At 66.4% G+C, this 17,470-nt stretch carries 18 protein-coding genes; 8 read left to right on the top strand and 10 right to left on the bottom strand.

The genetic code is table 11. From position 1 onward, the window contains the following. Positions 1–28: 28 nt before the first annotated feature. The gene (locus P9A17_RS18695) at positions 29–913 is read right to left on the bottom strand and encodes an iron-siderophore ABC transporter substrate-binding protein (RefSeq protein ID WP_278040190.1); all 885 of its coding nucleotides are present in this window, start codon (positions 911–913) and stop codon (positions 29–31) included. Positions 914–1,295: 382 nt separating this feature from the next. Between P9A17_RS18695 and panD the strand changes: the two genes are divergently transcribed. Together panD and P9A17_RS18685 are read left to right on the top strand one after the other, a co-directional pair. Beyond that, on the top strand, positions 1,296–1,703 hold the full coding sequence (gene panD / locus P9A17_RS18690; RefSeq protein ID WP_278040189.1) for an aspartate 1-decarboxylase: 408 nt from the start codon (positions 1,296–1,298) through the stop codon (positions 1,701–1,703). Further along, positions 1,703–3,007, top strand: a complete 1,305-nt coding sequence (locus P9A17_RS18685; RefSeq protein WP_278040188.1) for a SidA/IucD/PvdA family monooxygenase — start codon at positions 1,703–1,705, stop codon at positions 3,005–3,007. The genes panD and P9A17_RS18685 overlap by 1 nt, the downstream gene beginning before the upstream one ends. A 4-nt stretch (positions 3,008–3,011) precedes the next feature. Here the strand turns inward: P9A17_RS18685 and P9A17_RS18680 are convergent, their stop codons facing one another. From P9A17_RS18680 to P9A17_RS18665, 4 genes are read right to left on the bottom strand one after another with little or no spacing between them, the layout of a single operon-like run. Next, the gene (locus P9A17_RS18680; protein WP_278040187.1) at positions 3,012–3,857 is read right to left on the bottom strand and encodes an acyl-CoA thioesterase domain-containing protein; all 846 of its coding nucleotides are present in this window, start codon (positions 3,855–3,857) and stop codon (positions 3,012–3,014) included. Positions 3,858–3,889: 32 nt separating this feature from the next. Beyond that, positions 3,890–4,405, bottom strand: coding sequence for a phosphate-starvation-inducible PsiE family protein (locus P9A17_RS18675; protein ID WP_278040186.1), 516 nt, complete (start codon positions 4,403–4,405; stop codon positions 3,890–3,892). A gap of 10 nt (positions 4,406–4,415) precedes the next feature. After that, the gene (locus P9A17_RS18670) at positions 4,416–4,898 is read right to left on the bottom strand and encodes a TspO/MBR family protein (RefSeq protein ID WP_278040185.1); all 483 of its coding nucleotides are present in this window, start codon (positions 4,896–4,898) and stop codon (positions 4,416–4,418) included. A 60-nt stretch (positions 4,899–4,958) separates the two neighbouring features. Continuing rightward, on the bottom strand, positions 4,959–6,347 hold the full coding sequence (locus P9A17_RS18665; RefSeq protein WP_278040184.1) for a cytosine permease: 1,389 nt from the start codon (positions 6,345–6,347) through the stop codon (positions 4,959–4,961). A 46-nt stretch (positions 6,348–6,393) separates the two neighbouring features. Here P9A17_RS18665 and P9A17_RS18660 point away from each other — a divergent pair, with 46 nt between their 5' ends. After that, on the top strand, positions 6,394–7,575 hold the full coding sequence (locus P9A17_RS18660; RefSeq protein WP_278040583.1) for a P1 family peptidase: 1,182 nt from the start codon (positions 6,394–6,396) through the stop codon (positions 7,573–7,575). Between the two features lie 38 nt (positions 7,576–7,613). Then, positions 7,614–9,062, top strand: coding sequence for an MFS transporter (locus P9A17_RS18655; RefSeq protein ID WP_278040183.1), 1,449 nt, complete (start codon positions 7,614–7,616; stop codon positions 9,060–9,062). A gap of 10 nt (positions 9,063–9,072) precedes the next feature. Here P9A17_RS18655 and P9A17_RS18650 read toward each other — a convergent pair whose 3' ends face one another. Further along, a complete protein-coding gene (locus P9A17_RS18650; protein WP_278040182.1) occupies positions 9,073–9,504 on the bottom strand; it encodes an SRPBCC family protein in 432 nt (143 codons plus the stop codon). 349 nt (positions 9,505–9,853) lie between these two features. Here P9A17_RS18650 and P9A17_RS18645 point away from each other — a divergent pair, with 349 nt between their 5' ends. The 4 genes from P9A17_RS18645 (at position 9,854) to P9A17_RS18630 (ending at position 13,960) form a co-directional block, all read left to right on the top strand. Continuing rightward, on the top strand, positions 9,854–10,975 hold the full coding sequence (locus P9A17_RS18645; protein ID WP_278040181.1) for an ABC transporter ATP-binding protein: 1,122 nt from the start codon (positions 9,854–9,856) through the stop codon (positions 10,973–10,975). Positions 10,976–11,038: 63 nt separating this feature from the next. After that, on the top strand, positions 11,039–12,226 hold the full coding sequence (locus tag P9A17_RS18640) for a spermidine/putrescine ABC transporter substrate-binding protein (protein WP_278040180.1): 1,188 nt from the start codon (positions 11,039–11,041) through the stop codon (positions 12,224–12,226). A gap of 4 nt (positions 12,227–12,230) precedes the next feature. Then, on the top strand, positions 12,231–13,106 hold the full coding sequence (locus tag P9A17_RS18635; RefSeq protein WP_278040179.1) for an ABC transporter permease: 876 nt from the start codon (positions 12,231–12,233) through the stop codon (positions 13,104–13,106). Further along, positions 13,103–13,960 (top strand): ABC transporter permease, encoded by an 858-nt coding sequence (locus P9A17_RS18630; RefSeq protein WP_278040178.1) that lies wholly within the window; start codon positions 13,103–13,105, stop codon positions 13,958–13,960. The genes P9A17_RS18635 and P9A17_RS18630 overlap by 4 nt, the downstream gene beginning before the upstream one ends. Here the strand turns inward: P9A17_RS18630 and P9A17_RS18625 are convergent. From P9A17_RS18625 to P9A17_RS18610, 4 genes are all read right to left on the bottom strand, one after another. Beyond that, complete coding sequence (locus tag P9A17_RS18625) at positions 13,957–14,304, bottom strand: hypothetical protein (RefSeq protein WP_278040177.1); 348 nt, start codon at positions 14,302–14,304, stop codon at positions 13,957–13,959. The two genes, P9A17_RS18630 and P9A17_RS18625, sit on opposite strands and share 4 nt — an antisense overlap. A 20-nt stretch (positions 14,305–14,324) precedes the next feature. After that, positions 14,325–15,191, bottom strand: coding sequence for an EamA family transporter (locus P9A17_RS18620; RefSeq protein ID WP_278040176.1), 867 nt, complete (start codon positions 15,189–15,191; stop codon positions 14,325–14,327). Positions 15,192–15,251: 60 nt separating this feature from the next. Then, a complete protein-coding gene (locus P9A17_RS18615) occupies positions 15,252–16,568 on the bottom strand; it encodes a hypothetical protein (RefSeq protein WP_278040175.1) in 1,317 nt (438 codons plus the stop codon). A gap of 79 nt (positions 16,569–16,647) precedes the next feature. Continuing rightward, positions 16,648–17,463: an enoyl-CoA hydratase-related protein gene (locus tag P9A17_RS18610; protein WP_278040174.1), complete on the bottom strand. Its 816-nt coding sequence runs from the start codon at positions 17,461–17,463 to the stop codon at positions 16,648–16,650. Positions 17,464–17,470 lie beyond the last annotated feature (7 nt).

Genomic DNA, 17,470 nt, shown 5'->3' with positions numbered 1-17,470 from the left:
GGGGCTCGGAAACGTATGTGGAGAGGTGTCAGGCGTTCGACAGGTCTGCGACCGGCCGACCGTTGACCGCGTTGGCGAGCTGCGGGGTCAACACATCCAGTGCGTACAGCAGTGCGTCCGGACCGCTGTAGGTCAGCGCACCACTGAGATTGGATTCGAAAGTGGTGTACAGGGTGCGGTCATCACGAACGACACCGAGCCTGGCGAATGCCGGCGATGCAAGCATCTGCTCCTTGGTGGCACCGTTGACGAAAAGCACGTCGCGGTCGAGCAGGTCCAGCTTCTCTTCGCTCACGTCGCCGTCCACGTCCTGAGTCTTGAAACCCAGCGCCGTGAACAGTGATCGGCGCGGATCGTTCTCCGGAAGCAGCCAGTGTCCACCGTTCTCCGGCCCGAAATCCACCACCAGGGTTCTACCGTCGAACTGCGGATTCGCCTTGCGCGCTTCGTCGATGCGGCCCTGCACCGTGGCAACCAGCTTCTCCGCCTCGTCCTGCTTGCCCAGCGCCTTACCGGTGGTGAGCAACTGGACGTCCCACGGGGTTTCCTCGTCGGCGTAGTCAGCCGACTGGATGACGGTCGGCGCGATCTGGGACAACCGGTCGTAGGTCTCCTGGTCGATGCTCTCGTAGATGGCAAAGATCAGGTCCGGCTTCGCCGCGGCGATCGCCTCGAAATCGATCTCATCGGCACCCCAGGTGGGCACACCTTTACCGTCCGTTGCCGCCTTGACCCAGGGGTAATTGTCGTACTCCTCGAAGAACTCTCGCGAACTGACGGGGACGACACCGAACGGCAGGACGAAGTCCTGATCGGTCCAACCCACCGTCACCACCCGGCTCGGATTGGCCGGCACCTCGGTCTCACCGAACTTGTGGGCGATCTTCACCGCATCGACCTGTGGACTGCTCACCTGCTCAGAACCGCAGGCGCTCAATACGCCGATGGCGAGAAGTAACGTCGCGACAATCGCGAATGCCCGATATCGCCCCCCATGTTGCTGCTTCACGCGCAAATCCCTTCATTAGGCGTCGTTCTTCAAGAACGTTGCGCCAAAACCTTAGCTTAGGCTGCCTTCACCCAGATTCACCCGCCTCGCTATTTTCTGGACAGTCAATACACAGCAATCTCCCAGTGGCATAAGTGGCACAACAACTTTGGCCCGTTGGCCCGCACCGGAGGCCTTGCGCGCCATCGAAAATAAGTTAGCCTTCGCTAAGCGACATCACTGATGCCGTCATGTCGGCGAGCGGACCTCACTACCCGCCGGGGCGGCAGCGAGCCAAGGAGGCCGGATGCAGCGAACATTGCTCGGAGGAAAGATCCATAGGGCCACGGTGACCCAGGCCGATCTGCACTACGTGGGATCGATCACCATCGACGCCGATCTGATGACATCGGCGGGAATCATCGAAGGCGAGCAGGTGCACGTCGTGGACATCACGACGGGCGCCCGCATCGTCACCTACGCCATCACCGGAGCTTCCGGTAGCGGCGTCATCGGAATCAATGGTGCTGCAGCACATCTGATCTCACCGGGGAATCTGGTGATCATCATGTCATTCCTGCAGATCGACGAATCCCGCGCTCACGACCACCAACCCAAGGTAGTCCACGTCGATTCCGACAACCGGATCGTGGCGCTCGGATCCGACCCGTCCCAGCCTGTACCCGGGGCTGTCAACCAGATGGCAGGAGCGTGATGACGACCAACGACGCGTTGTCCACCAACGGACATCATCAGATTCTCGACGTCGTGGGGGTCGGCTTCGGACCGTCCAACCTCGCGCTGGCGGTGGCGGTGCGGGAACACAATGAGACTGCCAGCAGGCCGATCACCGCCGAATTCGTGGAACTGAAAGATGAATTCGGTTGGCACACAGGTATGTTGCTCCCCGGCACCACGATGCAGATCTCGTTCCTCAAAGATTTGGTGACGCAGCGCAATCCAACCAGTGAATTCACGTTCCTGAACTATCTGACCGAACGGGGACGGCTCACCGAGTTCATCAACTACAAGACGTTCTTCCCCACCCGCCTCGAATTCCACGACTACCTGACGTGGGCGGCGGACAAGGTCGAGGCGTCGGTTCGATACGGTTCGCGCGTCACGTCGATCCGCGAGGTCGACGGCGTCTTCGAGGTCGAGATCTGCGGCGGACAGACCGGCAGCCTGCGTGCGCGCAACGTCGTGATCGCCGGTGGGATCGAGCCGCACCTGCCGCCGGGCGTCGTCCGTTCCCCACGCCAGATCCACAACCACGGTTTCCTGCACGACCTTGAGCGCCTCCCCACGCGCAAGCACAATCGCTTCGTCGTCGTGGGTGCCGGCCAGAGCGCGGCGGAGGTCTGCGCCTACCTGCACGATCTGACCTCCGACAACGAGGTGCACGGCGTGTTCGCCAAGTACGGCTACAGCCCCGCCGACGACAGCCCGTTCGCCAACCGGGTGTTCGATCCCGATGCCGTCGACGACTTCTATTCCGCCACACCAGGTGTCCGGCGCCAACTCATCGACTACCACCGCAGCACCAACTATTCGGCGGTCGACCTCCCCCTCATCGAAGACCTGTACGCCCGAGAGTACGCGGAGCGGGTCGCCGACGACCGGCGGCTGTTCCTGCGCGGAGCATCGAGCATCTGTGCCACCCAGGAGCACGACGACGGCGTCCGCGTCGACATCCTGCACCACCCCAGCGGCGAAATCGACCAGATCGATTGCGACGCAGTCATCTACGCCACCGGGTTCGCCCCGGCATCGCTGCACGGGATTCTCGGCGATCTCTATCCCGCCCTGGTGCAGGAGAACGGCCAGCCCGTCGTGACCCGCGACTATCGACTGACCACCGATCCTCCGACGGCCGGTTCCCTGTACATCCAGGGCAATACCGAACACACGCACGGCCTCACCTCGTCACTGCTGTCCAATATCGCGATCCGCAGCGGCGAGATCCTCGAGTCGATCGACGCCGCCAGGCTGGCACCGATGGCCCGCGCGGCAGGCTGATCCGTTACTCGTAGTTGATGTCCCCGACGCTGAAGCGGCGCGTCGAAAAGTCGATCTGAGCAGCGGGATTGGCGATTGCCGTCGTCAATCCCGCCCCGAAGGGACCGAGACTGTCGAACAGCGTCGCGGTGCCCACGGCGATGCCGTCGGCGGCGTGATGGGAGTCGGCCTGGATGCCGACCCAGTCGTCGACCGGCAACCGCGACAACGCCACCGTCAGGTCACCGTTGATGTAACCGACGCCGTCACTACCGAGGTTCGTCACGAGGCTGGTCGCCTCGGCGACCATCGCGGACCGCACGAACGGCGAATTCTGGTCATTGGCAACAACTCTGACCCCGTCGTTGAAGAACCGCTTGCGCGACGCATTCTGGTGCTCGGCCGGCGAGCGAGTCCACCCGACATCGTCGCTGCCCACGAACGGCAGGATGGTGTCGTCCGGCTGTGGCACCCCCCGGGAGCCCCCGAACGTCTGCTCTGAGCGCCACAGCGTCCCGGGAGGCGCGGCCGACGGCCGGTACTGGACGAGGGTGGCCCTGGCGACCGGGCGATCGTCCTGCATCACATCGCATTCCGCACTGCGAACACGGCGACCGTCGCGGACCACCCGAATGTCGAGGGTCGTCGGGACGTTACGAGCGGCGCGGAAGAGATCGACCGTCAGCCGGGCCGGGCGGAACTGCGGGGACCCGCACTCGCGCTCAAGAGCGCGCGCGGCCAACCCGACGATGGCGGGACCGTTCAGATGGTCCTCGCCCCAGTGGCTCTGCGCGTAGCGGCTCGGCGTGTACGTCCCGGCCGCCTCGGTGAAATACGCCGCGATCTCGGCGGCGTCGCTGCTGTGCTGCACCGTCTCAGTAGACCGCGCGACACGATCGATCTTTACGTCGGGGCGTCCGACTCGTCCTTGACAGCCTTCGTGCCCGCGTCTTCGTGGCCCGGACGGCGTCCCCTCAAGATGTACGCCGCCACAGCAAGGACCAGCACAACGGCGCCCAGCACGCCGATCTCGACCACGGCGCGCGCGAAGTTGGGCCCTTTCTCGAGCAGGGTCGCCGCCTCCACCGACAGCACGACGATCTCCTTGATCGCGGCGAGCATCCCGACGATGAGAAACGGTTCGACGACGATCTCGTGGGAGCGCAACGACGTCCGCACAGCGTAGAGCAACTCAACGAAGATGAAGATGAGCAGCAGTCCGTCGAGGATTTCCAGCATGATCGTGTTCGTCGGCGTATTGCGCAGGCGCAGCATCGTATTGAACTGGCTGACCAGCAGAGCGCCCGAACCGATCACGAGCATCACCGCGATCGCCCAATAGATGGCGTCTTCGAACACGCTCAGAATGCGATCGGCCAGCCGCTGCCGCTCCTCGGTCTCCTCCTGCTGCCCGGCCACGAGAGTCCCCTCAGCGGTTCAGCTGCCAGATCCGCGTCGACAACGCGGTGGCGAATCCACACCACGCGGGATAGAGCGCCAGCGCCGCCCCCGCCTTCGGGTCGACCGAGCCCGCCCTGCGTGCCAGGTCGGCACTGCTGACCGTCAGCGCACCGGACAGCAGTGCTGCAGCGCCCAGCTTCCGGCGGTTGAAGAACACCCAACTCCATCCAGCGTTCAGCACGAGGTTGACGGCGAGCGCGCCCGTGTATTTTCGGGCCGCGTCGGTGTCGCCGCGATCGTTCAACGTGTCCAGGGTGGATGCCGACACCGCGGCGATGTCGGAGTACAGGATGTTCCACGCGATCGGGAACGCCTGCCGCGGAGGCTGGAAGCCGGGCTTCTTCAGGCGGGAGTACCACGACGACTGCACGGCGGGCCGGGTCGCCAGAGCACCGGCCGCAGCCGCGGCGAACGAGCCGGCCGCCGTCTTGGCAAGGGTCGAGGGGCGCATGATCTTCCTTCCGACGCAGCCTTTGCGAGTGTGTCAATACCCCGATCCCGGGGCGGTGAATCAGAGAGCCGCAGCGCTTTTCCGGGTCAGCAACCGGTATCCACCGTAGAGCGTCGCAGCCACCAGACCGTTGACGAAGTACGCGATGTCGGCGCCATGCCACGCCAGCGCGACGGGACCCTGGATCAGGGTCGTGTTCATGAACGGGATCGCCGCGGCGTAAGCGACGGCGAAGGCGATCAGCGCGGCGACGCCGTCGTTCCTGGCGGCGGTCTCCACGGTGGGGTCGAGTGTGCGCCGGCCCGCCGCACGCAGCCGCCAGTCGATCACGACGACGGCGACGAACGCCGGAATCCAGTAGCTGACCAGCAGCAGCACATCCGTGAATCGCTGCGCGGTGTCCGCGGCGTGCAACCACAAGATGAGCACAAAGGCCAGCACGGTCACGATGACCGCGGACAGCGGGCGCCGCACCCGGACCCCGATGGTCTGCAGCGCCAGCGACCCGCTGTAGTCGTTCATCACGCCCGAGCCGATCGAGGCGACGGCGATCACCAGCAATGCCAGCCCGCCGATCAGTCCGCCACCCATCACCTCCCGCACGCCGTCGACGGTGTGCTCTCCGACCACACTCGCCGCAGCGATGCCGACGCCCTGCACGAAGACGTAGCCGGCGGCCAATCCGGCGGCGGTGAAAGCGAATACGCGCGTCGTCGACACCCCGGTGGGCAGATAACGGCTGAAGTCGGCGGCGTACGTGGCCCACGAGATGGACAGGCTGAACGCGATCGTCACCTCCAGGACGAACGCACCGACCAGATCCGGCCCGGTCACCGTCGCCGGGACGATGACCTCGTGGCCGCCGACCAGCTTGGCCGCGAATACCACGAACGTCACGAACAGCACCACGGTCAGCACCGCCTGCAGTCGGTGGATCAGCTCGTATCCGAAGAACCCGACCACCCCCTGCACCGCGAGCACGATCAGCACCGCCGACCAGAACGGGATGCCGAGCAGCGCCGCCAACGCCTCCCCGCCGAACAGCCCGACCAGGGCGTCCCAGGCGATCGACGAAAGCCATTGCAGCGCAGCGGGAACCACGACCGTTCCACCGAAAGCCATGCGCGCGTTGGGCAGCTGACCGGCCCCGGTGCGCGGCCCCCACGTGGACAGGTATCCCACCACCAAGGCACCGAGCACGGTGCCGATGATCATTGCCAGCATGCCCAGCCAGAAGCCGAGGCCGAAGACGATCGCGAGCGTGCCCGTGAAGATGCCCGTCATGTTGACCTGCGGTGCGAACCACACCGTGAACAGCCGGCCCGGGCTGCCGTAACGCTGCGACCCGGGGACCGGCGCGATGCCGTGCGTCTCGACCGACAGATCGCCCGCTCCGGACGGCCGGTGCCCACTGAACACGTCGTTCGAGGTTCCTTGCGACATGGCCATATTCGACCACGCGGCGCCGGGCTCGACCCCGGTGCCCTCCCGCAGCATGATTGCCGACGTGACCGAACCCGATTTCTCGACCCACACCCCCGACGGCCGGCCGCGCGCCCGCGGCGCCGGAATCGAGCTGCCGGGCACGCCCGGACGGCTCAACGCGCTGACCGACGTCCCCGGCGTCGAGGTCGGCGTCACGACTCTCGTCGACGGCAACGGACCGCTCGTTGTCGGACAGGGCCCGGTGCGCACCGGGGTCACCGCCATTCTGCCCCGCGGACGGGCCGGCGTCGGCGCGCCGTGTGCCGCCGGCTGGTACTCGCTCAACGGCAATGGCGAGATGACCGGGACGACGTGGATCGATGAGGTGGGATCGTTCAACCTGCCTGTCGTGCTGTCGAATACGCACGCGATCGGCGCCTGCCACACCGGCGTGGTGCAGTGGGCCAACCGGGTCGCACCGCGGCTGGCCCGGCAGTGGCTGCTGCCCGTGTGCGCCGAGACATGGGATGGCTACCTCAACGACATCAACGGTGGCCACGTACGGCCCGAGCACGTGCAGGCCGCACTCGACAGCGCGGACAGCGGACCGGTCGGCGAGGGCTCGGTGGGCGGCGGGACGGGGATGAACTGCTACGACTTCAAGGGCGGCAACGGGACTGCGTCGCGCCTGGTCCCGTACGGATCCCGCACCTATACCGTCGCCGCCTTCGTCCAGGCCAACTTCGGGTCGCGCGCCGAATTGACCATCGCGGGACATCACGTCGGACCGAGCCTGCTCGAGGACAATCCGCTCGACGGCGACTGGTTCGCCCGCGATCTCGACTGCGCTCCGCCGGGCGCGGGATCGGTCATCGCGATCGTCGCCACCGACGCACCCCTGCTGCCGGGCCAGTGCAAGGCGCTGGCGCGGCGGGTCCCGTTGGGACTGGCGAGAACCGGAACCGCCGGCAGCCACTTCTCCGGCGACATCTTCCTGGCCTTCTCCACCGCCGACGTACCGGACCTGGCCAGCGCCTTCCCCCTGGGCCCGGTCGACGACAACGAGATCGGCTCGATCGCCTTCCTGCCATGGGGACGGATGGACGATCTGTACACGGCGGTCGTGCACAGCGTCGAGGAAGCCGTGCTGAACGCCCTCGTCGTCAACGCCGACATGGTCGGCCGCGACGGGCACCGCTCCCCCCGGCTCCCCCTCGACCGGTTGCCGTCGCTGTTGGGCCAAGCGCCATAATCGAGGAGAACTGAAGGTGTACTAACGATCGGAGCGATGTGGGGCAGACGGTCCGGCGCCCCCGCCTCCTCGTCATCGGGCTGAGCATCGTCGTACTCACCGTCGCCGTCCTGCAGACCGCCGTGGTGCCGGTGCTGGGCGTGATCGCCGATCAACTCGGCGCCTCCACAGTGGCCGTCAGTTGGGCGGTGACGGCCAACCTGCTTGCCGCCGCCGCGGCGACACCGCTGATCGGGCGTCTCGCCGACCTGTACCGCAAGAAGCGGGTGCTGCTCGGGGTGCTGGCCGTCGTGCTCGCCGGCTCGATCCTGGCCGCGGTCACCTCGTCGCTGCCTCTGCTCATCGTCGCGCGGGTGCTCCAGGCCGCCTCGTTCGCGCTGTATCCGATCTGCATCGCTATCTTGCGCGAGGAGCTGCACCCCGACCGGATGGTGTCGGCGATGGCGGTGCTGTCGGGCACGCTGGGTTTCGGCGGCGGCACCGGGCTCGTAGTGGTGGGTCTGCTGATGAGCGGTGATGCCGGCTACCACAGGGTGTTCTGGCTGACCACCGGGTTCACCGTCGTCGTCATCGGCATCGTCGTCGGCCTGGCGCCGAACCGCCCGCGCAGTGGGACGGGATCGATCGACTGGCTGGGGGCCGTCGGCCTCGCAGTCGGCCTGTCCGCGATTCTGCTGGCCATCACCCAGGGCAATTCGTGGGGTTGGGGCTCCCCGCGGACGATCGCCGGCGCCGGCGGCGGGGTCGCGGTTCTCATCGCATGGTGGTTCTGGGAGCGGCGCGCGTCGCGTCCGCTGGTGTCCATCCGGATGCTGGCGCAGCGGTCGATGCTGCTGACCAACCTCGCGACGATCTTCGTCGGAATGGGGTTGTATTTCGCCTTTCTCGGTCTGACGCAGTTCGTCCAGATCGAGCGCAGCGAGGCGGGATACGGCTTCGGCGCAACGGTTTTGGAAGCCAGCATCGTCTTCCTGCTGCCCGGCGCACTAACCGGTTTCGTCGTCGCGCTCGTCAGTGGGCGCTTCATCGACCGTTTCGGTGCGCGGGCGGTGCTGATCGTCGCCGCGGTTGCGGGCATCGTCGGATTCCTGCTCATCGCGTTCGTCCACGACTCGGTGTGGCAGGTCATCGTCGCCAACATCCTGGCCAACGCCTACATCAGCCTCGGCTACGGCGCGCTACCCGCGCTGGTGGTCGGCAACAGCGCGGCCGGCGAGACAGGTGTCGCGACGAGCATGAACGCGATCGCCCGCACCATCGGAAGTTCGACGGCGGCAGCGCTGGTCGCGGTGCTGCTCGGGCGCACGACGGCATCCGGGGTGCCCTCGGAGAGCAGCTTCACGATCATTTTCGTCGGCGGAGCCGGTACGGCCGTGCTCGTCATCCTGCTCATCGCTGCGACTCGCCCGACCCGCAGGCACCCGGAAGCCGAGGAATCAGAGGAGGCGCGCTACGAATCGCGCGCGATGAACCACGAGTGGGGCTAAATGCCAGCCCTCAGCGCAGTTCGGCGAGATTGCGCACCGAGCGATCGACGTCGCCCTTGATGACGCGCGCAACGACATTTCCGACGGGGGTGTTGAGCAGTCCGCCCGACAAATCAGCGATCACGCGGAACTCGGAGCCGTCGCGTTCATCCGGTTCGACCTTCATCGTCAGTGTGATCTGCACGCCGCCGCGGCCCCTGCCGACGAGCTCGATTTCTTTCGGTTCGTCGTAGCGCGTCACGCGCCAGTGGATGACGTTGCGGAAACCTTTGACCTTGATCAGCGATGACACCTGTGTGTCGACGTCGATCTCGGAGGGCACTTCGCTCTTCCAACCGCCGAAGATGGTCAGCCATTCGTCGAATCGTTGAAGATCCGACGCCAGCTTCCACGCGCGTTCGGGACTCAGATCGGACGTCACCGCCACATCAACTGCCGCCATGCTCATCTCCCTACCCCAGGCATGCGTGGGCGTAAACAGCCCCGGTTCCACTGTGCCTGCTGCCACACTTGAGATCGCAACAACGTACGGTGCCGGCCGGGATGGTCAGGCGACAGTGCAGCGCGCCCTCCTCCGCGGATTCTCTCGATCACGGGTCCGTTAGACAGCGGATTCCATTGTGGAAATGTAAATTCGTTGCGGAATCGCTTGCGCGTGACCGCGCGATCCGCGAAGGTTTATCCACGGCCATGGAGGCTGCACCCGAGGAGGACCCGCCCTGACCGGCACACACACCACCGCTGCAGACACGACGGCGGCATCCGCGACCACCCGCGCCAAGGGCGGTCCGGTGATCGAGATCGACCATGTGACGAAGCGTTTCGGCGACTACGTCGCCGTCGCCGACGCCGATTTCTCGATCGCGTCCGGCGAATTCTTCTCGATGCTCGGCCCGTCGGGCTGCGGCAAGACCACGACTCTGCGGATGATCGCCGGATTCGAGACACCGACCGAAGGCGCGATCCGGCTCGAAGGCGCGGACGTGTCGAAGACCCCGCCCAACAAGCGCAACGTCAACACGGTCTTCCAGCACTACGCGCTGTTCCCGCACATGACCGTGTGGGACAACGTCGCCTACGGCCCGCGCAGCAAGAAGCTCGGAAAAGGAGAGGTTCGCAAGCGCGTCGACGAGCTCCTCGAGATCGTCCGGCTCACCGACTTCGCCGAGCGCAAGCCCGCCCAGCTCTCCGGGGGTCAGCAACAGCGTGTCGCGCTGGCCCGAGCCCTGGTCAACTACCCCAGCGCGCTGTTGCTCGACGAACCGCTGGGCGCCCTCGATCTCAAGCTGCGCCACGTCATGCAGTTCGAGCTCAAACGCATTCAGCGCGAGGTCGGGATCACGTTCATCTACGTGACCCACGACCAGGAGGAAGCGCTGACGATGAGCGATCGCATCGCCGTCATGAACGCGGGCAACGTCGAACAGATCGGGACCCCCACCGAGATCTACGACAGGCCGGCGACGGTGTTCGTCGCCAGCTTCATCGGCCAGGCCAATCTGTGGGCGGGCCGCCAAACCGGGCGCGCGAACCGGGATTTCGTCGAGATCGACGTGCTCGGCACGACGTTGAAGGCACGGGCGGGCGAAACGACGATCGAACCCGGCGGGCACGCGACGTTGATGGTGCGACCCGAACGCATCCGGGTCAGCATGGATGCCCCCACTGGTGACGTCGCGGGAGTGCGCGCGACGGTCTCGGACCTGACGTTCCAAGGTCCGGTGGTTCGCCTGTCGATGGCCGCACCCGACGAGTCGACGGTGATCGCCCACGTCGGGCCGGAACAGGATCTGCCGCTGTTGCGCCCCGGCGACGAAGTGTACGTCAGCTGGGCCACCGATGCGTCCCTGGTGCTGCCGGGCGACGACATTCCCACCACCGAGGACCTGGAAGAGATGCTCGACGACTCCTGATTTTCCATCACGCCCGCGCGACCCCATCCCCCTCCCTGGAGCCGACGAAAGGCCTGCATCGCCATGTCCCGTGAGATCAATCCCCAACTGTTGGCCCGGATGACGGCAAGCCGGACCTCGCGCCGCCGCTTCATCGGTGGCAGCGCGGCGGCGGCCGCCGGTTTGACGCTGGGCTCGTCGTTCCTGGCGGCGTGCGGCTCGTCGGACAGCGGCTCCTCAGGCAGCGGCAGCACGGATGACGGCGGCCCCGCCAGCGGCACGCTGCGGATCTCGAACTGGCCGCTGTACATGGCCGACGGTTTCATCGCCGCGTTCCAGACCGCTTCGGGCATCACGGTCGACTACAAAGAAGACCTCAACGACAACGAGCAGTGGTTCGCCAAGGTCAAGGAGCCGCTGTCGCGCAAGCAGGACATCGGCGCCGACCTCGCCGTACCGACGACGTTCCTGGCTGTCCGGTTGAACCAGCTCGGGTGGCTCAACAAGATCAACCACGACGCCGTGCCCAACATGAAGAACATCCGCCCCGACCTTCTCGAAGCGAGCGTGGACCCGGGCCGCGAGTTCAGCGCCCCCTACATGTCCGGCCTGGTCGGTCTGGCCTACAACCGGGCGGCGACGGGCCGCGACATCACGAGCATCAACGACCTGTGGGACCCGGCGTTCAAGGGCCGCGTGAGCCTGTTCTCCGACGCCCAGGACGGCCTCGGCATGATCATGCTGTCCCAGGGCAACTCGCCGGAGAACCCGTCCACCGAGTCCGTCCAGCAGGCCGTCGACCTGGTGCGCGAGCAGAACGACGCCGGCCAGATCCGCCGGTTCACCGGCAACGACTACGCCGACGACCTGGCGGCCGGCAACATCGCTGTCGCCCAGGCCTATTCGGGTGACATCGTGCAGCTGCAGGCCGACAACCCGGACCTGCAGTTCATCGTTCCGGAGTCGGGCGCGACGACGTTCGTCGACACGATGGTGATCCCGTACACCACCCAGAACCAGAAGGCCGCCGAGGCGTGGATCGACTACGTCTACGACCGGGTGAACTACGCCAAGCTGGTGTCCTACGTCCAGTACATCCCGGTGCTGTCGGACATGACCGAGGAACTCGAGAAGATCGATCCGGAATCGGCCAACAACCCGCTGATCAACCCGCCCGCCGACGTCCTGGCCAAGTCCAAGGGCTGGGCCGCGCTGACCGACGAGCAGACGCAGGAGTACAACACCGCGTACGCCGCCGTCACCGGCGGCTGACGCCATGGCAGGTGTCGCTTCCAGCAGCCGTCAACGGAGCAAGATCGCCCCGTATCTGATGGTGCTGCCGGCGCTGGCGTACCTCGCGATCTTCTTCGTGGTGCCGTTCTTCTCGCTGGCGCGCACGTCGCTGTCGGAGACCGCGGGGTCGGTGTTCATGCCGACGCTGTCGTTCGCGTGGGACTTCGGCAATTACGCCGAGGCGTTCACGCTCTACCGGGAACAGATCTTCCGGTCGTTCGGCTACGCGTTCGTCGCGACGATCCTGTGTCTGCTGCTCGCCTTCCCGCTGGCCTACGTCATCGCGTTCAAGGCCGGGCGGTTCAAGAACCTGATCCTCGGGTTGGTGATTCTGCCGTTCTTCGTGACGTTCCTGATCCGCACGATCGCGTGGAAAACGATCCTGGCCGACGAGGGCTGGGTGGTGCAGGCGCTGGGCACCATCGGGCTGCTTCCCGACGAGGGACGGCTGCTGTCCACCAGCTGGGCGGTGATCGGCGGGCTCACCTACAACTGGATCATCTTCATGATCCTGCCGCTCTACGTCAGCCTGGAGAAGATCGACCCGCGGCTGCTGGAAGCGTCCAAGGATCTGTACTCGTCCACGCCGCGCGCGTTCGGCAAGGTGGTCCTGCCGCTGGCGATGCCGGGTGTGCTGGCGGGCAGCATGCTGGTGTTCATCCCCGCCGTCGGTGACTTCATCAACGCCGACTATCTGGGGAGTACGCAGACGACGATGATCGGCAACGTCATCCAGAAGCAGTTCCTCGTCGTGAAGGACTATCCGGCGGCGGCCGCGCTCAGCCTCGGGCTGATGTTGCTCATCCTCGTCGGGGTGCTGTTCTACACGCGGGCGCTGGGCACGGAGGACCTCGTATGACGACGCAGGCCGGCGCCGCGATCGCCACCGCCGCGCAACAGGATCCGGCACCGAAAAAGGTTCGCACCGGGCCGAATTGGGGCGACCTGATGCTTCGGGTCGCCGCCGGGCTGGTGCTGCTGTATCTGTTCCTGCCGATCTTCGTCATCGTGTTGTTCTCGTTCAACAAGCCCGAGGGCAAGTTCAACTACACGTGGCAGGGCTTCACGCTCGACAACTGGCTCGACCCGTTCAAGTACCCACCGCTGACGGACGCTCTCGTCCTGAGTCTCAACGTGGCCGCGGTATCCACGGCGGTGGCGATCGTCCTCGGCAGCCTGGTGGCCATCGCGCTGGTGCGCCAGCGGTGGCGTGGCCAGCGTGCGGTCGACACGTTCCTGGTGCTGCCGCTGACGGCACCGGAGGTCGTGATGGGTGCAGCGCTGCTCACGCTGTTCCTGGACCTCAACACTGCTGCCGGCTACACGACGATCCTGTTGTCGCACATCGCCTTCGAGGTCAGCTTCATCGCCATGACGGTGCGCGCGCGGGTCCGCGGATTCGACTGGACGCTGGAGGATGCGTCACTCGATCTGGGTGCGAGCCCGGCCCGGACGTTCTTCAAGGTGACGTTGCCGCTCATCGTGCCCGGCATCGTCGCCGCGGCGATGCTGTCGTTCGCGCTGTCGCTCGACGACTTCATCATCACGTACTTCGTCAGCGGTTCGGAAGTGACGTATCCGCTGTACGTCAACGCCGCGGTGAAGGCCGCGGTGCCACCCCAGATCAACGTGCTGGCGACCGCCATCCTGGTGGTGAGCCTGGTGCTGCTCGCCTTCGGAACCCTGTGGCGGCGTAAGAAATTCGAGGGTTAGAGCGCCACCTTCACCGTGACCCGGCCCCGCTCGTTGCGGGTCGCGACGGCGTGGCCGGCGCGATCGGCGCCGTCGAAATTCATCAACGTCAGTGGCGCGCCGTCGCCGGAGAAGTTGCGCCACCAGGTCTTCGAGTCGGGCGCCATCACGGTGATGATCACGCCGTCGGAGGTCCGCCGGTAGTAGATCGGGGTCTGGAACGTCCGGCCCGATCGTCGGCCCTCGTACCGGATTTCGACCATGCCGCGGCGCACGAAGGGTCCGACGACCGGGGCATCGATCAGCCGGGCGACCACCGCATTGAAGAGGTCCACCGCGCGGGTTCCGTACAGTCCGCTCGCCATGACATCCACGGTAGCCGCGGCTACCCCACTTCCAGCGGTACGGGTGCCGCCCTGGACCCGCGGCGGGCGGCACCGACGCCCGCAGCCACCACGAAGACGATGCCGACGATGCCCGGCACACCGGGGGCCTGGTGCAGGATCACGTAGCCCAGCAGCATCGCGAGTGCGGGTTCGAGCGCCATCAGCGTGCCGAACGCCGCGGTGGTGAGCCTGCGGAGGGCCATCAGCTCCAGCGCGAACGGCACGACGGGTAGCAGGATGGCCAGCCCGAGGCCGATGAGCAGGATCTGCGGTGTCAGCACGTCGACGATTCCGGGGCCCACGATCAGTGAGGCGACCAACCCCGCGACGGGCATGGACACGGCCAGGCCGTTGATGCCGGCGACTTCGTCGCCCACGCGCTGGGTGAGCACGATGTAGAAGCCCCAGCACGCTGCGGCACACAGCGCATAGGCGACGCCGACGAGGTCGACGTTCCCGCTCCACGGTTGCGTGAGCAGCAGCACCCCGGCCGCCGCCAGTCCCGGCCAGACCCATCGGCCCTGTCCCCGCCCCCTGGCCACGGCGACGCCGAGCGGTCCGAGGAATTCCAAGGCGCTCGCGGTGCCCAACGGGATGCGGTCCAGCGCGGCCATGAACAGCACCGTGATCCCCGCGGTGACGACCCCGAGCAGTACACACATCAGAAAGCTGTTGCGGGAGAACGCAGCTCGACGGGGTCGGACGATGATCAGGAACAGGACGCCGGCCCACGCCAAGCGCAACCACGCCGCGCCCTCGACGCCGATGTCGTCGATCAGCCCGACCACGATCGCGAGCCCGAGTTGGACGCACACCATCGAGCCCACCGCCATGAGGGCTCCGGTGCGGGCCTGATCTGTTGCCATGACTGCAATTGAACGGGACACCGACCGTTGCGGTCCACGTGATTTTCTTAGACATACCGTTCATGAATCGTGAACGGTATGGGCAATCCTGTCGTGCCCGGCGAGTCGACGGACCAGCTCCCCGATGTCGAATCCGCCCCAGACGTTCAAGACGTTGACGAGCATCTGCAGCGGCGCGCGCACAGCCTCGTTGCCTTTGATGCGTGGGTCGGTTCGCGCGGTGTCACCGTCGAGATCGGGCACCCGGGAACGGATTCGGGCGGGTACGTCGAGCAACCACGTCACCCCCATCAACACCGCATACAGCGCCAACTGCGGGCGCAACAGATCGGGGTCGAGCTCCGGACCGCCCATGCCACGCACCTCGGCGCAGAACACTCGGAGCAGATCGTCGAGATGGGCGTTCCAGAGGCCGGTTTCGGCCGCCGACAGCGCACCCCACAGCGCCATCGCCACATTCATCTGACTCACGCAGCCCCAGTCCATCAGCCCGCACCGCAGCGTCTGGTCGGCGTCGCGCCAGAACCACGCGTTGTCGACGTTGGCGTTCCAGTGACACAACGCGATGTGGTCGGTCGCGCCGGCCAACAACCGCCAGATCGCCGGTTCGGCCGCCACCACGGCATGCGCCTCGCGCATCAGCCGGCCGGACAACTCCGGTGCGCCGACGCTGCCGGGAAACAGCCCCGGGTGCTCGGCGATGAAATCGACCAGGCGGGCCAGCTTGCGGTCGAGCTGATCGGCGGTCAGCACACGTCGCTGCCCCACCGTGGCGGCTTGCAGGTCGACCGGGAAGCGGTCGACGAGCGCGGCAGGCAGCACACCGGCACGATGAGCCCCCGCGAGCCGGGCGAGTGACACGACCACCGCCCGGTAATGCTCGAACTGCTCGGGCATCTCGTAGTCGAGGCATTTGAGGTACTGCGGCTCTATTCCCTTGGTGCCGAACGGTATCCGTTCACTGATCAACACCCCCGTCCCCGAATCGCGGTGATAGTCGGCGAACTGCGTGGCGGGCACCGCGATGGGGAAGCCGGATGCCCGAGTCAGCTCCGCGAACCGGACTTCGGATTCCATCTGCGTCCTGCCGGCATCGCGGGTCTCGTCGTCGAGATCGCGGGAGAACTTGACGAACAGTTCCGTGGCCAGGCCCGGATGCGGCTTCTCGTAGCGCACCGACATCAGCGCTTTGCGTCCGGTGCTGCCGCCACCGACTTCCTCGAACCGGTCGATGCGCGCGACGTCGTTGTCGGCGCCCAGCACACCCCACGCGCGAAACGCCTCGCCCAGGAATCGAATACCGCTGTCGCGCAGCGCGTCGGGATGGGCGGGAAACACCAGACCCGTCGCGTCCCCGCGGACCCATGATTCGTTCACGATCCCGCCAGTGTGTCAGCGCGCACCAGACCGCGGGGCATTTGGACGGGTCGCTTAGCGAAGGACCAATTCGTTGCACCTAGTCCTCGACGTCCGGCAGCGCCGCCCACTGCCGAGACACCGACGCCGTCCAGCGCGGGGCACGCCGCTCCTGGAACGCCGCCACCCCCTCACGCGCATCGGCGCTGCCCATCACCCGGTGGTGCAACGCCGTCTCTAGTTGCGCCACCTGACGCGGGCGGTAGCCGTTGATCATCGTGTCCCAGAGCAATCTCTTGCTCAGCGCCGCCGACATCGGGGCGACGTTGGCGGCGATGTCGCGCGCGATCGACATCGCCTCGCCGAGGACGTCGGCCGCGGGAACCACACGGGTCGCGATTCCCATCGCGGCGGCTTCGGCGCCGTCGAACGTGCGCCCTGTGATCAGGAGATCGGCAGCGACCGAGCCGCCCACCAGATGGGGCAGCGTCCAGTGCGACATGCAATCCCCGATGACGCCGCGACGTGATTGCGCGACAGCGTATTTGGCGCCGACCGCCATGACCCTCACGTCGGCCTGCAACGCGATCGTCAGCCCGATCCCGATCGCGTGGCCGTTGACCGCCGCGACGACCGGGGTGCGGAGCTCGAAAGCGGCGGGGTTCGTGGGCGATGCCGTGAACGCGTCATCGGCGGCCGCGAACGGACTCTCCTGCGCCGAGAAGTCCGCTCCGGCACAGAAGGAATCACCGGCCCCCGTCAGCACGATCGCGCGCACGTCATCGTCGTCGTCGCACTCCCGGTATGCGGCGTTGAGCAATGCGCCCATCTCGCCGGTGTAGGCGTTGCGGTGGGCGGGCCGATTCAGCGTGAGTACCGCGACGCCGTCGGTGACATCGACGGTCAGGTCGGTCATGTGGCGA

Origin of the sequence: Mycobacterium sp. 236(2023), from assembly GCF_029623955.1 — a bacterium.
Lineage (GTDB): Bacteria > Actinomycetota > Actinomycetes > Mycobacteriales > Mycobacteriaceae > Mycobacterium.
This window is presented reverse-complemented; position numbering and strand designations above follow the sequence as displayed.

Excerpts from the sequence above, each read along its gene's own strand:
- P9A17_RS18670 (WP_278040185.1), bottom strand. The coding sequence starts at position 4,898 with ATGCGCCCCTCGACCCTTGCCAAGACGGCGGCCGGCTCGTTCGCCGCG.
- panD (WP_278040189.1), top strand. The coding sequence starts at position 1,296 with ATGCAGCGAACATTGCTCGGAGGAAAGATCCATAGGGCCACGGTGACC.
- P9A17_RS18625 (WP_278040177.1), bottom strand. The coding sequence starts at position 14,304 with ATGGCGAGCGGACTGTACGGAACCCGCGCGGTGGACCTCTTCAATGCG.
- P9A17_RS18635 (WP_278040179.1), top strand. The coding sequence starts at position 12,231 with ATGGCAGGTGTCGCTTCCAGCAGCCGTCAACGGAGCAAGATCGCCCCG.
- P9A17_RS18660 (WP_278040583.1), top strand. The coding sequence starts at position 6,394 with ATGATTGCCGACGTGACCGAACCCGATTTCTCGACCCACACCCCCGAC.
- P9A17_RS18630 (WP_278040178.1), top strand. The coding sequence starts at position 13,103 with ATGACGACGCAGGCCGGCGCCGCGATCGCCACCGCCGCGCAACAGGAT.
- P9A17_RS18640 (WP_278040180.1), top strand. The coding sequence starts at position 11,039 with ATGTCCCGTGAGATCAATCCCCAACTGTTGGCCCGGATGACGGCAAGC.
- P9A17_RS18685 (WP_278040188.1), top strand. The coding sequence starts at position 1,703 with ATGACGACCAACGACGCGTTGTCCACCAACGGACATCATCAGATTCTC.
- P9A17_RS18610 (WP_278040174.1), bottom strand. The coding sequence starts at position 17,463 with ATGACCGACCTGACCGTCGATGTCACCGACGGCGTCGCGGTACTCACG.
- P9A17_RS18665 (WP_278040184.1), bottom strand. The coding sequence starts at position 6,347 with ATGGCCATGTCGCAAGGAACCTCGAACGACGTGTTCAGTGGGCACCGG.
- P9A17_RS18650 (WP_278040182.1), bottom strand. The coding sequence starts at position 9,504 with ATGGCGGCAGTTGATGTGGCGGTGACGTCCGATCTGAGTCCCGAACGC.
- P9A17_RS18620 (WP_278040176.1), bottom strand. The coding sequence starts at position 15,191 with ATGGCAACAGATCAGGCCCGCACCGGAGCCCTCATGGCGGTGGGCTCG.